Origin of the sequence: Pseudomonas sp. 30_B, from assembly GCF_017491605.1 — a bacterium.
Classification (GTDB): domain Bacteria; phylum Pseudomonadota; class Gammaproteobacteria; order Pseudomonadales; family Pseudomonadaceae; genus Pseudomonas.
Map to the genome: position 1 here is coordinate 118,580 of NZ_JAFGYY010000016.1, position 13,958 is coordinate 132,537.

General features: G+C 64.7%; 11 protein-coding genes and 1 rRNA gene. 3 read left to right on the plus strand and 9 right to left on the minus strand.

The features are described 5' to 3' along the window. Nucleotides 1-73 precede the first annotated feature (73 nt). Complete coding sequence (locus J5M67_RS18500) at nucleotides 74-442, minus strand: hypothetical protein (protein WP_207886785.1); 369 nt, start codon at nucleotides 440-442, stop codon at nucleotides 74-76. Nucleotides 443-698: 256 nt separating this feature from the next. Between J5M67_RS18500 and phoB the strand changes: the two genes are divergently transcribed. The 3 genes from phoB (at nucleotide 699) to J5M67_RS18515 (ending at nucleotide 4,168) form a co-directional block, all read left to right on the plus strand. Further along, the gene (gene phoB / locus J5M67_RS18505; RefSeq protein ID WP_207886786.1) at nucleotides 699-1,388 is read left to right on the plus strand and encodes a phosphate regulon transcriptional regulator PhoB; all 690 of its coding nucleotides are present in this window, start codon (nucleotides 699-701) and stop codon (nucleotides 1,386-1,388) included. Nucleotides 1,389-1,429: 41 nt separating this feature from the next. Further along, nucleotides 1,430-2,734, plus strand: coding sequence for a phosphate regulon sensor histidine kinase PhoR (phoR, locus tag J5M67_RS18510; protein WP_207886787.1), 1,305 nt, complete (start codon nucleotides 1,430-1,432; stop codon nucleotides 2,732-2,734). A 93-nt stretch (nucleotides 2,735-2,827) separates the two neighbouring features. Next, on the plus strand, nucleotides 2,828-4,168 hold the full coding sequence (locus J5M67_RS18515; protein WP_207886788.1) for a hemolysin family protein: 1,341 nt from the start codon (nucleotides 2,828-2,830) through the stop codon (nucleotides 4,166-4,168). Nucleotides 4,169-4,329: 161 nt separating this feature from the next. Here J5M67_RS18515 and J5M67_RS18520 read toward each other — a convergent pair whose 3' ends face one another. The 8 genes from J5M67_RS18520 to rrf form a co-directional block, all read right to left on the minus strand. Next, nucleotides 4,330-5,229 carry a peptidoglycan DD-metalloendopeptidase family protein gene (locus J5M67_RS18520; protein ID WP_207886789.1) on the minus strand — a complete coding sequence of 300 codons (900 nt, stop codon included), beginning with the start codon at nucleotides 5,227-5,229 and terminating at the stop codon, nucleotides 4,330-4,332. 114 nt (nucleotides 5,230-5,343) lie between these two features. Further along, nucleotides 5,344-6,249 (minus strand): response regulator, encoded by a 906-nt coding sequence (locus tag J5M67_RS18525; protein ID WP_207886790.1) that lies wholly within the window; start codon nucleotides 6,247-6,249, stop codon nucleotides 5,344-5,346. A gap of 133 nt (nucleotides 6,250-6,382) precedes the next feature. Continuing rightward, nucleotides 6,383-7,123 carry a phosphate signaling complex protein PhoU gene (gene phoU / locus J5M67_RS18530; RefSeq protein WP_207886791.1) on the minus strand — a complete coding sequence of 247 codons (741 nt, stop codon included), beginning with the start codon at nucleotides 7,121-7,123 and terminating at the stop codon, nucleotides 6,383-6,385. A gap of 85 nt (nucleotides 7,124-7,208) precedes the next feature. Further along, on the minus strand, nucleotides 7,209-8,045 hold the full coding sequence (pstB, locus tag J5M67_RS18535) for a phosphate ABC transporter ATP-binding protein PstB (RefSeq protein ID WP_207886792.1): 837 nt from the start codon (nucleotides 8,043-8,045) through the stop codon (nucleotides 7,209-7,211). A gap of 52 nt (nucleotides 8,046-8,097) precedes the next feature. Then, nucleotides 8,098-9,774, minus strand: coding sequence for a phosphate ABC transporter permease PstA (gene pstA, locus J5M67_RS18540; RefSeq protein ID WP_207886793.1), 1,677 nt, complete (start codon nucleotides 9,772-9,774; stop codon nucleotides 8,098-8,100). A 24-nt stretch (nucleotides 9,775-9,798) separates the two neighbouring features. Continuing rightward, nucleotides 9,799-11,832, minus strand: coding sequence for an ABC transporter permease subunit (locus J5M67_RS18545; protein ID WP_207886801.1), 2,034 nt, complete (start codon nucleotides 11,830-11,832; stop codon nucleotides 9,799-9,801). A 395-nt stretch (nucleotides 11,833-12,227) separates the two neighbouring features. Then, nucleotides 12,228-13,199 carry a phosphate ABC transporter substrate-binding protein PstS gene (pstS, locus tag J5M67_RS18550; protein WP_207886794.1) on the minus strand — a complete coding sequence of 324 codons (972 nt, stop codon included), beginning with the start codon at nucleotides 13,197-13,199 and terminating at the stop codon, nucleotides 12,228-12,230. A 442-nt stretch (nucleotides 13,200-13,641) separates the two neighbouring features. Beyond that, nucleotides 13,642-13,757, minus strand: a 5S ribosomal RNA gene (gene rrf / locus J5M67_RS18555). Between the last annotated feature and the right edge of the window lie 201 nt (nucleotides 13,758-13,958).

The window sequence follows — 13,958 nt, forward strand, 5'->3', positions numbered from 1 at the left end:
AACCCTCGCCCCGCTGCGGGGCATTCGCGAGCAAGCTCGCTCCTACAAGAGCCTTCTACCTGCAAGCACGGAGCTACTGCGGCTTGGCCACGTGCCAGGCGCCCATCTTGCCGTCTCCGGTCATGTCACCCGGTTTCTGGTCCTGCACGAAGGTGTACAGCGGCTTGCCGTAGTAGGCCCATTGCATGCTGCCGTCATCACGCTTGACCAGCGTCCAGTCCTCCATGGCCTTGGCACCCGCCGCGGCCATCAGTGGCGGCCAGTTCTGCGCACAGCCGCCGTTGCACATCGACTTGCCGCCGCTGTCCTTGTCGAAGGTGTACAGCGTCATGCCCTTGGCATCGACCAGCATGCCGTTCTTCTCCATCGCCGGTTCGGCCGCCAGCGCGGTCATCGCCGGGAGCGCCAGCCCAATGGCCAGGGCCGGTAGAAACCTCTTCATCGCGTGTCTCCTCTGGTGAGGTGGAACGGCGCGGGTGTTCCTGCAAGGCCAAGCCGACTATGCACTCGCAGCCGTCATTGCAGCCTGCCGGCGTGCCAGCGCCAGCCGCATCGCCAACCGCACGTGAAATGCACGGTGGCTGATTCAGCATAGACGAGCGCTCTACGGCAGGGCTCCGCTAACATCCCCATGTCACATCCCTGAAATATTTCCGTTATCTAATGCGGCGCAATACGAAAATTCCTGAGGCACCAGCATGGTTGGCAAGACAATCCTCATCGTCGATGACGAAGCTCCGATCCGGGAAATGATCGCCGTGGCCCTGGAGATGGCCGGCTACGAATGCATCGAGGCCGACAGCGCCCAGCAGGCCCATGCGGTGATCGTCGACCGCAAGCCGGACCTGATCCTGCTCGACTGGATGCTGCCGGGCACCTCCGGCATCGAACTGGCCCGCCGCCTGAAGCGCGACGAGCTGACCTCGGCCATCCCGATCATCATGCTCACCGCCAAGGGTGAAGAGGACAACAAGATCCAGGGCCTGGAAGTCGGTGCCGACGATTACATCACCAAGCCCTTTTCGCCGCGCGAACTGGTGGCCCGCCTGAAGGCCGTGCTGCGCCGCACCGGTGCCGGCGACAGCGAGACGCCGATCGAAGTCGGCGGCCTGATGCTCGACCCGATCAGCCACCGCGTGACCATCGACGGCAAGCCGGCCGAGATGGGCCCCACCGAATACCGCCTGCTGCAGTTCTTCATGACTCACCAGGAGCGCGCCTACACCCGTGGCCAGCTGCTGGACCAGGTCTGGGGCGGCAACGTCTACGTGGAAGAACGTACCGTCGACGTGCACATCCGCCGCCTGCGCAAGGCGCTCGGCGAGGTCTATGAAAATCTGGTTCAGACCGTGCGCGGCACCGGCTATCGTTTCTCGACCAAGAGTTGATCGGGCTGCTCTAGCCCAGCGGGTACAAGGAACGGAATGTCGTGACCCAGAACTGGCGTGGCGTGCTGATTCGCCACCTGCTGTTAGTCGCCGCCGGCGGATTGCTGGTCGGGCTGATCTCCGGGCAGTGGGGCTGGGCCCTCGCGGCTGCCCTGGCCGCCTACCTCGGCTGGACCCTCTGGCAGCTGCTGCGTCTGTACCAGTGGCTGAAGACCCACGAGAGCGATGAAGCCCCGCCCGACGGCTACGGCCTGTGGGGCGAGGTGTTCGACAGCATCTATCACCTGCAGCGACGCAATCAGAAGGCCCGCGGCCGGCTGCAGGCGGTGATCGACCGCATGCAGGAATCCACCGCCGCCCTGCGCGACGGCATGATCCTGCTCGACCGCGACGGCAACCTGGAATGGTGGAACCAGTCCGCCGAACGCCTGCTGGGCCTGAAAAGCCCGCAGGACGGCGGCCAGCCGGTGACCAACCTGGTTCGCCACCCGCGCTTCAAGGAGTACTTCGCCCACGAGGACTACCGCGAACCGCTGGAGCTGACGTCGCCGATCAACGACAACCTGCGCCTGCAGTTCCACATCACCCTCTACGGCGCCGGCGAGCACCTGATGCTGGTGCGCGACGTGACCCGCGTCCATCAGCTGGAACAGATGCGCAAGGACTTCGTTGCCAACGTCTCCCACGAGCTGCGCACCCCGCTGACGGTGATCGCCGGCTACCTGGAGACGCTGCTGGACAACGTCGAGGACGTCAATCCACGCTGGACCCGCGCACTGCAGCAGATGCAGCAGCAGGCCGGGCGCATGCAGAACCTGCTCAACGACCTGCTGCTGCTGGCCAAGCTGGAAGCCACGGACTATCCGGGCGACAACAAACCGGTGGCGATCGACCTGCTGCTGCTGTCCATCCGCAACGATGCCCAGGCCCTCTCCGGCTCGCGCAATCACCGTATCAGCCTGGAGGCGGACGCCAGGGTCAAGCTCAAGGGCAGCGAGGCCGAGATTCGCAGCGCCTTCTCCAACCTGGTGTTCAACGCCGTGAAATACACCCCCGACGAAGGCGAGATCCGCATTCGCTGGTGGGCCGACGAGCAGGGCGCGCACCTGGCGGTGCAGGACAGCGGCATCGGCATCGATCCCAAGCACCTGCCGCGCCTCACCGAACGCTTCTACCGCGTCGACTCCAGCCGCAACGCCAGTACCGGCGGCACTGGCCTGGGGCTGGCCATCGTCAAGCACGTGCTGCTGCGCCATCGCGGCACCCTGGACATCAGCAGCGTGCCGGGCAAGGGCAGCAGCTTCACCTGCCACTTCCCGCCGCAACAGGTCGAGCACCGCACCTGACGGCGCTCGTACACATGAGTTTGCAATCAGCGGGCTTGCCAGTGGCGTCCGTGAACCGCATTCTTGTCCGTCCATTCCTTATCCAACAGAACCATGGACCCTTCCCCTAGTAGCAACTTCCTGACCTACTTCGCCGATTTCGGCCTGATTCTCTTCGCTCTCTTCCTCGTCGTGCTCAACGGTTTCTTCGTGGCTGCCGAGTTCGCCATGGTCAAGCTGCGCTCCACCCGCGTGGAGACCATCGCCAAGCAGCACGGCTGGCGCGGCACTATCCTGCGCAAGGTGCACAACCAGCTCGACGCCTACCTCTCCGCCTGCCAGCTCGGCATCACCCTGGCCTCCCTGGGCCTGGGCTGGGTCGGCGAGCCGGCCTTCGCCGAACTGCTCGAACCGCTGCTGGCCATGGTCGGCGTGCACTCCGAAGAAGTGATTCGCGGCGTGTCGTTCTTCACCGCGTTCTTCATCATCTCCTATCTGCACATCGTGGTCGGCGAGCTCGCGCCCAAGTCCTGGGCGATCCGCAAACCCGAACTGCTGTCGCTGTGGACGGCGGTGCCGCTGTACCTGTTCTACTGGCTGATGTACCCGGCGATTTGGCTGCTCAACGCCAGCGCCAACACCATCCTGAAGATTGCCGGCCAGGGTGAACCGGGTCCGCACCACGAGCACCACTACAGCCGCGACGAGCTGAAGCTGATCCTGCACTCCAGCCGTGCCCACGACCCCAGCGACCAGGGCATGCGCGTACTGGCCTCGGCGGTGGAACTGGGCGAACTGGAAGTGGTGGACTGGGCCAACTCCCGCGAGGACCTGGTCTATCTGGAGCGCAACGCGCCGCTGGACGACATCCTCGCCACCATCCGCCGCCACAAGTACAGCCGCTACCCGGTGTACGACAGCGGCAAGGGCGAGTTCATCGGCCTGTTGCACATCAAGGACCTGCTGCTGGCCCTGACTACGCTGGAGAGCCTGCCGGAGTCCTTCGACCTCGACGAGCTGACCCACCCGCTGGAAATGGTCACCAAGCACATGCCGCTGGCGCGCCTGCTGGAGCAGTTCCGCCAGGGCGGCTCGCACTTCGCTCTGGTGGAGGAAGCCGACCACAAGGTAATCGGCTACCTGACCATGGAAGACGTGCTGGAAGTACTGGTGGGCGATATCCAGGACGAACACCGCAAGGCCGAGCGCGGCATCGTCGCCTACCAGCCCGGCAAGCTGCTGGTGCGTGGCGACACCCCGCTGTTCAAGCTGGAGCGCCTGCTGGGCCTGGACCTCGACCACGTCGAGGCCGACACCCTCGCCGGCCTGGTCTACGACACCTTGAAACGGGTGCCGGAAGAAGAGGAAGTGCTGGATACCGAAGGCCTGCGCATCATCGTGAAGAAGATGAAGGGCCCGAAGATCGTCCTTGCCAAGGTGGTGAAGCTGGACTGATCGTCCGCTCACGAAAAAGGCTGCCCTCGGGCAGCCTTTTTTATTGTGTAGTGCTGGGGGCTGACGCCGTTGTTCAATTGTAGGAGCGGGCCATGCCCGCGATCGCGCGCATGGCGCGCTCCTACAGACCAGCGTTGTACGTCACGGCGAAGCGGATGGAATCAATGCTCCCTGACCACCGCGAAGTTGGGCAACGTATCCACCGGCTGGGCGAAGTCGTAGGGAATCGATACCAGGTCCAGGCCGACGTTGCGCTGCACCACGAAGTGCAGGTGTGGGCCGCTGCTGTTGCCGGTGTTGCCCGAGCGCGCCAGGGAGGTGCCGGTGGCGACGCGCTGCCCCTCATGGACCAGCACCGAGCCGCGCATCAGGTGCAGATACACCCCCATGGTGCCGTCGTCATGCAGGATGCGCACGAAGTTGCCGGACGGATTCTTGCCGCGCCCGTCCTGGCCATTCTCGATCTTCACCACCATGCCGCCACGGGCCGCGACGATGGGCGTACCCACCGGCATGGCGATATCCATGGCGTAGCGGCCCTTGGGCGTAAAGTGGCTGTAGCGGCCATTGGCACCCTGGGTCAGGCGGAACGGGCCGCCGACCCACGGCAGGGCGTACTGGTAGGCCAGCGGCTGCAGGCGCGGGTCGCCCAGGGCATAGCGCAGCTTGGGTTTGTAGGACATGGGCTTGCCGGGCTCGCGGGGGGTGAGCGTCGCCAGGCGGATGGCGCTACGCGGCGGCAACACCCAGCGGATCGGCCGTTCGGGGGCGCCCACGGCGTTCTGCGCAGCGGTCACGCTCAGCTCCACCTCCACCGGCGCGTACAGGTCGTTGCGCACCTGCAGCGTCTCGCCGCCGGCGTGTTTCCTGGTCTCCAGTTTCACCTGCTGTTCCAGGTGCTCGACCATGCGATCGCGGAAGACGAACACCGCCGCACCCGGCACGGCCTTGTCCGTGTAGGTGACCACGCCGTTGGCGTCGGTGTACTTGTAGATGGTCACGGCCGAAGCCGTCCCTGATGCGGCCAGCAGACCGCACAGGAGGATACTGCGCCCTAGCATGTCGACTCTGGTTATAGGTATGGCGACAACGGCAAGACTAGCAGCGCGGCCGCTGCGGAGCGACCGGCCGACCGTCGGCGTGTGAAACAGTGCCGCCCACCGGTCGGCGCAGGGTCAGGCGCCGGGCACGTAGTGCTTCTGGGAACTGCCACGGGCGATCAGGCGCGACAGGTAGTCGAGCTTCTGCGGATCGCGGTCGACGAAGCGGAAGGTGAGCTGCAGCCATTCGCTGTCGGGCTTGGGCTCCAGCGCCGCCACGGCGTGCAGGTAGCCATTGAGGCGGGCCACGTCGCTGTCCTCTTCCAGGTCCAGCACGGCGCTTTCCAGCACCTGTGGCAGCGGTGAGCCGCGCTTCACCACCAGCAGCGCTTCCTTCAGGCTCAGCGCCTTGATCACACAGGGCAGACTCGCGGCCGGCAGGCGCAACTGTCCCTGCTGGCCCTTGGTGGCGGCGCGCGCGGCGGGCGCAGCGGCAGCCGGCGCAGCAGCAGCAGCAGCAGCAGCGGCAGGACGCGGCGTCGGCGCGGGAGCCGGGCGCACCACGTCGGCCTTGCCACCGGTGAGCGCGCTGAGCGAGTCATTGGGCATGGAGCCGACCAGACTGCGCTGCGGCGCCTGGGCAGCCAGCGCTTCGAGCTTGCCGGCGCGGGACAGCGCCTTCTTCACCTTGCTCACCAGCTGGTCGTTGGAGAAGGGCTTGCCGATGAAGTCGGAGACCCCGGCCTGGATGGCCTGCACCACGTTGTCCTTGTCGCCACGGCTGGTGACCATGATGAAGGGCGTGGTCTTCAGGTTGTCCTGCTCGCGGCACCAGGTGAGCAGCTCGATACCCGACAGCTCGGGCATCTCCCAGTCGCAGAGGATCAGGTCCACGCCCTGGCGCGCGAGGAACTGCTGCGCCTTTCGGCCGTTCACCGCCTCCTCGATCTGCAGGCCGGGGAAATGGTCCCGCAGTCCCTTCTTCACCAGATCCCGGATGAACGGGGCGTCATCCACCACCAGCACACTGACCTTGCCCATCGGCAGCTCCTTCGAACGATAGGGCGAAGAATAGCCCCGTCGAGTGGCGAGATGCCATTGGCACGAAACCGACCGGCCATAAAATGACGAACCCGGCGCGCGGCCGGGTTCGTCGGTGCAGCGGGCGCAGGCCCTATTCGGGCTTGTTGCCGTTGGCGGTGCCCTGCACTTCTTCCTTCATGCGGGTCAGGCCGAGGTGGCGAACGTCGGTGCCGCGCACCAGGTAGATCACCAGTTCGGCGATGTTCCGGGCGTGGTCGCCGATGCGCTCCAGCGAACGCAGGGCCCAGATGACGTTGAGCACGCGGGAGATGGCGCGCGGGTCTTCCATCATGTAGGTGACCAGCTCGCGCAGCGCGGTCTTGTACTCGCGGTCGACGGTCTTGTCGTACTGCGCCACCGACAGCGCGAGGTCGGCGTCGAAACGGGCGAATGCATCCAGCGCCTCCTGCACCATCTTGCGCACCTGGCCGCCGATATGGCGCACCTCGACGTAGCCGCGCGGCGACTCGCCTTCCTCGCACAGCTGGATGGCACGGCGGGCGATCTTCGAGGCTTCGTCGCCGATGCGCTCGAGGTCGATCACCGACTTGGAGATGCTGATGATCAGACGCAGGTCGGAGGCGGCCGGCTGGCGGCGGGCGAGGATGCGCAGGCACTCCTCGTCGATGTTGCGCTCCATCTGGTTGATCTGGTCGTCGATCTCGCGCACCTGCTGGGCGAGGCCCGAGTCGGCATCGATCAGCGCGTTGACCGCGTCGTTGACCTGCTTCTCCACCAGGCCGCCCATGGCCAGCAGATGGCTGCGCACATCTTCCAGCTCGGCGTTGAACTGCTGCGAGATGTGGTGGGTGAGGCTTTCTTTGTTGATCATGTTCGCTCCGCGAAAGCCGCTGGCGCCGGGCCGCTGGCTTCAATGTTCTCCGGAATGGTTCTACTGCGCACGCAATGCCGCGAAACTAGCCGTAGCGACCGGTGATGTAGTCTTCCGTCTGCTTCTTGGCCGGGTTGGTGAACAGGGTATCGGTATCGCCGAACTCAATCAGCTTGCCCATGTACATGAACGCCGTGTAGTCGGAGACGCGCGCGGCCTGCTGCATGTTGTGGGTGACGATGACGATGGTGAACTTGGATTTCAGCTCGTAGATCAGCTCTTCGATCTTCAGGGTGGAGATCGGGTCCAGCGCCGAGCAGGGTTCGTCGAGCAGCAGGACTTCCGGCTCCACGGCGATGGTGCGGGCGATGACCAGGCGCTGCTGCTGACCGCCGGAGAGGCCGAGGGCGGATTCGTGCAGGCGGTCCTTCACTTCGTCCCACAGGGCGGCGCCCTTGAGCGCCCACTCGACGGCTTCGTCGAGCACGCGCTTCTTGTTGATGCCCTGGATACGCAGGCCGTACACCACGTTCTCGTAGATGCTCTTGGGGAACGGGTTGGGCTTCTGGAACACCATGCCGACGCGGCGGCGCAGCTCGGCGACATCGACGTTCTTGGCGAAGATGTTGTGGCCGTCGAGCAGGATCTCGCCCTTCACGTTGCAGCCATCGACCAGGTCATTCATGCGGTTGAAGCAGCGCAGCAGGGTCGACTTGCCGCAACCGGACGGGCCGATGAAGGCGGTCACGCGCTGCTTGGGGATGTTCATGCTGACGTCGAACAGCGCCTGCTTCTCGCCATAGAACAGGCTCAGGCCAGGCACTTCGAGGGCGACGGTTTCGCTCGCCAGGTTCATGCCCTGGCGATCACCACGGCCGAGCGCGCCGATGTCGATGCCGTGGGTAGCGGTTTCATGTTGCATCTTCAGTCTCCCTTGGAGGCTTGGCGGCGGGCCTTGCCCGCCGCCTGCAGAATCAGTTTTCCAGCGCCTTGTACTTTTCGCGCAGGCGGTTACGGATGGCGATGGCCGAGAAGTTCAGCAGGGCGATCACCATCACCAGCAGCAGCGCAGTGGCGTACACCAGCGGGCGCGCGGCTTCGACGTTCGGGCTCTGGAAGCCGACGTCATAGATGTGGAAACCCAGGTGCATGATCTTCTGGTCCAGGTGCACGTACGGGTAGTTGCCGTCCACCGGCAGCGCCGGGGCCAGCTTCACCACGCCCACCAGCATCAGCGGCGCCACTTCACCGGCGGCACGGGCCACGGCGAGGATCAGGCCGGTCATCATCGCCGGGCTGGCCATCGGCAGGACCACTTTCCACAGGGTCTCGGCCTTGGTCGCGCCCAGGGCCAGGGAGCCTTCGCGGGTGGCCCGCGGGATACGCGCCAAGCCTTCCTCGGTGGCCACGATCACCACCGGTACCGCGAGGATCGCCAGGGTCAGCGAGGCCCAGAACAGGCCCGGCGTGCCGAAGGTCGGGGCCGGCAGCGCTTCGGGGAAGAACATCCGGTCGATCGAGCCGCCCAGCACGTAGACGAAGAAGCCCAGGCCGAACACGCCGTAGACGATCGCTGGAACGCCCGCGAGGTTGTTCACCGCGATACGGATGATGCGGGTCAGCAGGCCCTGGCGGGCGTACTCGCGCAGGTAGACCGCGGCGATCACGCCGAACGGGGTGACGATCACCGCCATCACAAGGGTCATCATCACGGTGCCGAAGATCGCCGGGAAGATACCGCCCTCGGTGTTGGCTTCACGCGGGTCGTCGCTGAGGAATTCCCACAGCTTCTTGAAGTAGAAGCTCAGTTTGGCGCCGACACCCATGGCGTTGGGCTGGTAGGCGTGCACCAGCTTGCCCAGGGTGATCTCGGTTTCCTTCCCGGTGGCGTCGCGCATGGCGATGCTGTCGCGGTTGAACTCCGAGTGCAGGGCATTGAGCTGCTCTTCCAGCACCTGGTACTGGGCATTCAGCTCGGCACGGCTGGCGGCGATATCGGCTTCGGCAGCGGCGTCCAGCTTGCCGTTGAGCTGCAGGCCGCGCTCTTTCAGGCGCAGGCGCTCGAGGCCGTGGTTGATGCCACCGATGTCCTTCTTTTCCAGCTGGTAGAGCTTGGCGTAGAGCTCATCGACGCGCTTCAGGCGGGTCTGCAGCTCGGCCATGGCAGCCGGACCTTCGGCGACCACCTTGCCGTTTTCCTTCACGTTCAGCAGGTAGCCATAGAAGTTGCCCCACTCGCGGCGCTCCAGGGTCACCAGCTCGGCCGGATGACGCTTGTCGCCCAGCCACTCGCCAATCACCCAGGAGAAGTCGCTGCCGTAGAGGTCACGGTTGCCCAGCTTGAGCAGCTCGCGGGTCATGAACTCCGGGCCGTTGTCCGGCACCGGCAGACCGGCGCCACGCAGACGCTCGCGCGGTACCTGCTCGACCTGCACCTCTTCACCGATCAGGGTCTTGGGCGCTTCACCGGGGACGGTGTAGCTCGCCTCGATCACATCCGCCGGCCAGAAGTGGCCGAGACCGCGCACGGCGATCACGGCGAGCAGGCCGATGGTCATGATCACGGCGATGGATACCGCCCCTGCGTTCATCCACACCCAGGGAGTACCGCTGGCGAACCACGCTTTGACGGATTCCTGTTTCTGTTTCACGGAACTAGCCTCGTCGGGCGCCGCTTAGAGCGACGCGTATTTCTTGCGCAGGCGCTGACGGATCAGCTCTGCCAGGGTGTTCATCACGAAGGTGAAGGACAGCAGCACCAGTGCCGAAAGGAACAGCACGCGGTAGTGAGTCCCGCCCACCTCCGACTCGGGCATTTCCACCGCGACGTTCGCCGCGAGGGTGCGCATGCCCTGGAAGATGTTCACGTCCATGACGGGGGTGTTGCCGGTGGCCATCAGCACGATCATGGTCTCGCCCACGGCACGGCCGAGGCCGATCATCAGGGCGGAGAAGATGCCGGGGCTGGCGGTCAGGATCACTACGCGGGTCAGCGTCTGCCAGGGCGTGGCGCCCAGGGCCAGGGAGCCGTAGGTCAGGCTCTTGGGCACGCTGAAGATGGCGTCTTCGGCGATGGAGAAGATGTTCGGGATGACCGCGAAGCCCATGGCCAGGCCAACCACCAATGCGTTGCGCTGGTCGTAGGTGATGCCCAGGTCGTGGCTGATCCACAGACGCATGTCGCCGCCGAAGAACATGGTCTCCAGGTGCGGGCTCATCCACAGGGCGAAGGCGCCCACGGCGAGAACCACCGGGATCAGGATCGCCGCTTCCCAGCCGGCCGGCAGGCTCAGGCGGATGCGCTCGGGCAGCCGGCTCCAGATCAGGCCGGCAGCCAGGATGCCCAGCGGCGTGAGCAGCAGCAGGCTGAAGATGCCCGGCAGGTGACCTTCGACGTACGGCGCGAGGAACAGGCCGGCGAAGAAGCCCAGGATCACGGTCGGCAGCGCTTCCATCAGCTCGATCACCGGCTTGACCTTGCGGCGCATGCCCGGAGCCATGAAATAAGCGGTGTAGACGGCGGCGGCGATGGCCAGCGGTGCGGCGAGGATCATCGCGTAGAACGCGGCCTTCAACGTACCGAAGGTCAGCGGCGACAGGCTCAGCTTGGGCTCGAAGTCGGTGGTCGCGGCGGTGGACTGCCAGACGTAGCCCGGCTTGTCATAGCTCTCGTACCAGACCTTGCCCCACAGCGCGCTCCAGGACACTTCCGGGTGCGGGTTGCTGAGGCTGAGGCGGCGCAGCTCGCCACCCTGTTCGAGGATCAGTCGGTTGGCGCGCGGCGACAGGGCCATCAGGCCGGCCGACGGAGCGACGTTTTCCACCAGCAGGGTGCGATGCGCGGTGCTGTGGAAGATGCCGAGGTTGCCCTGCTTGTCGAGCGCCAGGAAGCCTTTGCGGCGCTGTTCGGGCGCGATCTCGGTCACCGGCTGGTCGCCCAGCTTGAAGTCACGCACATGAGACAGGCGCGGTTCGCCGTCTTCGCCACGGGCCATGAACCACTGGCCGATGCCACCTTTGGAGTCGCCGACCATCAGCGAGATGCCACCCAGCAGCTGGCTGCTGGCGGTCACTTCGGCGGAGGCGTCGTCGAGCAGCTTGTAGCGGCCGTTGAGCTGGTGGGTGCCGAGGTTGAACACGTCGGCCTGGGCGCGGCCGTTGATCACATAGAGCCACTGCTTGCGCGGGTCCATGTAGATCGCCTTCACCGGCTCGGCGATCTGCGGCAGGTCGATGCGTTCCTCTTCCAGCGTAGTCTCGCCGGTCAGCATGTTTTCCTGACTGGTCAGGCTGAGCAGGAGCATCTGGCTGCCGGTCGAAGCGGCCAGCAGCAAGCCTTCATCACCCGAGACGATCGCCACGTGCTCCAGCGGACGGCCCTGGGTATCCAGGGTGATCGCGGCTTCGCCGTACGGGTAGTCGATCTGCGGGGTGATGGTTTTATGGTTGTCCGGGTAGGTGACCTTATAGGTGTGCTTGAACACCAGTGCCTGGCCATTGGACAGGCCCAGCGCCACGGTCGGGTGCCCCGGCTGGTCTTCGGCGATGGAAGTCACGCTGCTGCCGGCGGGCAGCTTGAGCGCGACGCGGCTTACTTCGTCGCCGGTCTTGGCGCTGAAGAAGACCACCTCGCCATTCGCGGCGACGCGCATGCCCACCATGTTCTGCTCTTCGATGCTCAGCAGCAGCGGCGCTTGCGCCGTCTTCAGCCAGGCGGGAGCCAGGGGGTCGCGCGCCTCCAGCGTGGCGCCGCGGAACAGCGGCAGCACAACGTAGGCGAGGTAGAAGAAAATCAGGGTAATGGCAGCCAGGACGGCGAGACCGCCGACCAGCACGTACCAGCGGGTGAGTCGATCCTTGAGCGCACGCATGCGGCGCTTGCGCTGCAGCGCAGGCGTATTGAAATCGATCCGCTCGGGGAGAGAAGAAGTCATCGGGGAGTTGGCCAGGTCGTTCATGCAGTGACACCCTAGCGGCTCTGTGTGACAGAAAGATGACATGGAGGTGACGCGACAAAGCCCACCAGCAGAGCCATGCTGGCGGGCCCGGTCGGGAAGGCGTCAGCCCATGCCGGGCGGCACTGGCCGCCCGGTTGGCGGGCTGATTACAGACCCAGGTCCTTGATCGCTTTTTCGGCGACTTTCGACGGCAGCGGGATGTAGCCGTCTTTCACGACAACCTGCTGGCCGGTCTTGGAGAGCACCATCTTCAGGAACTGGGCTTCCAGCGGGTTCAGCGGCTTGTTCGGGGCCTTGTTGACGTAGACGTACAGGAAGCGCGACAGCGGGTAGCTGCCGTTCAGGGCGTTGGTTTCATTGTCTTCAATGAACTCGCCGCCTTCCTTCTTGGCCAGGGCAACGGTCTTCACGCTGGCGGTCTTGTAACCGATGCCGGAGTAGCCCACGCCGTTCAGGGACTGGCTGACCGACTGAACCACGGAAGCCGAACCCGGCTGCTCGTTCACGTTCGGCTTGTAGTCGCCTTTGCACAGGGCTTCTTCCTTGAAGTAGCCGTAGGTGCCGGACACGGAGTTACGACCGAACAGCTGCACGGGTTTGTTGGCCCAGTCGCCGGTCAGGCCCAGGTCGCCCCAGGTCTTCACTTCCGACTTGCTGCCGCACAGGCGGGTGGAGGAGAAGATGGCGTCGACCTGTTGCATGGTCAGGCCTTTGATGGGGTTGTCCTTGTGCACGAAGATCGCCAGGGCGTCCACGGCGACCGGAACAGCGGTCGGCTTGTAGCCGTACTTCTGTTCGAAGGCCTGCAGCTCGACGTCCTTCATCTTGCGGCTCATCGGGCCCAGGTTGGCGGTACCTTCGGTCAGAGCCGGCGGCGCGGTGGAGGAACCGGCGGCCTGGATCTGCACGTTCACGTTCGGGTACAGGCGCTTGTACTCTTCGGCCCACATGGTCATCAGGTTGGCCAGGGTATCGGAGCCAACGCTCGACAGGTTGCCCGACACACCGCTGGCTTTTTGGTATTCCGGCAGGGCCGGATCAATTGCGGCGACCGCACTGGCGGTGCCTACGCCCGCGGCGACAAAGGTCAGGGCCGCCATCAAACGCTTGAGTTTCATGCCTTGCTCCTTGAGGAGAATGGGGTTGGATGGAACGGGGGCCAGTATCGTCAGGCCGCATGAAGACTCTATGACGCGAATGTGACAGTTGGATGAAATGCCATCAGGCAAAAGCACGAGCGGTAGGACAACGTAGAAAAATGCCGAAAGACGCGCGCCAGAGCCGCTGAAGGGCTCTCTCCGCTCCTGTAGGAGCGAGCTTGCTCGCGAGCTGGGCCAGCTCCGCAAACCGTCATAATCGATGAAATGAAGCCCTGGAGCGCTTACCCGGCCACACAGGGCATTGCACCCCGTAGGAGCGGGCCATGCCCGCGATCACCGTCGCCTCCACGCGCACGGCTGGCCCAGGTTGGCTCAGAGGACCACGCTGCCCAGCCCACTTTCCCGCGCGCAAAAGCAAAGCCCCCGGCCAGCGATGCTGACCAGGGGCTTTGGGATAGGCGCTTGACGATGACCTACTCTCACATGGGGAAACCCCACACTACCATCGGCGATGCGTCGTTTCACTGCTGAGTTCGGGATGGGATCAGGTGGTTCCAACGCTCTATGGTCGTCAAGCAATTCTTTCGGATGCTCGTGGCTTGCGCACACGCTCATCCCGATTCGGGTATGTGACAGGTCTTTGCGGTTCACACGAACTTTCGGTTCGTTACGTCTTCACCGTACAACACGCAAATTGTTTGGGTGTTATATGGTCAAGCCTCACGGGCAATTAGTATCGGTTAGCTCAACGCCTCACAGCGCTTACACACCCGACCT

What these genes read in the sequence shown, in the direction of transcription:
- J5M67_RS18500 (WP_207886785.1), bottom strand. Translation starts at nt 442, where the DNA reads ATGAAGAGGTTTCTACCGGCCCTGGCCATTGGGCTGGCGCTCCCGGCG.
- phoB (WP_207886786.1), top strand. Translation starts at nt 699, where the DNA reads ATGGTTGGCAAGACAATCCTCATCGTCGATGACGAAGCTCCGATCCGG.
- J5M67_RS18515 (WP_207886788.1), top strand. Translation starts at nt 2,828, where the DNA reads ATGGACCCTTCCCCTAGTAGCAACTTCCTGACCTACTTCGCCGATTTC.
- J5M67_RS18520 (WP_207886789.1), bottom strand. Translation starts at nt 5,229, where the DNA reads ATGCTAGGGCGCAGTATCCTCCTGTGCGGTCTGCTGGCCGCATCAGGG.
- J5M67_RS18525 (WP_207886790.1), bottom strand. Translation starts at nt 6,249, where the DNA reads ATGGGCAAGGTCAGTGTGCTGGTGGTGGATGACGCCCCGTTCATCCGG.
- phoU (WP_207886791.1), bottom strand. Translation starts at nt 7,123, where the DNA reads ATGATCAACAAAGAAAGCCTCACCCACCACATCTCGCAGCAGTTCAAC.
- pstB (WP_207886792.1), bottom strand. Translation starts at nt 8,045, where the DNA reads ATGCAACATGAAACCGCTACCCACGGCATCGACATCGGCGCGCTCGGC.
- pstS (WP_207886794.1), bottom strand. Translation starts at nt 13,199, where the DNA reads ATGAAACTCAAGCGTTTGATGGCGGCCCTGACCTTTGTCGCCGCGGGC.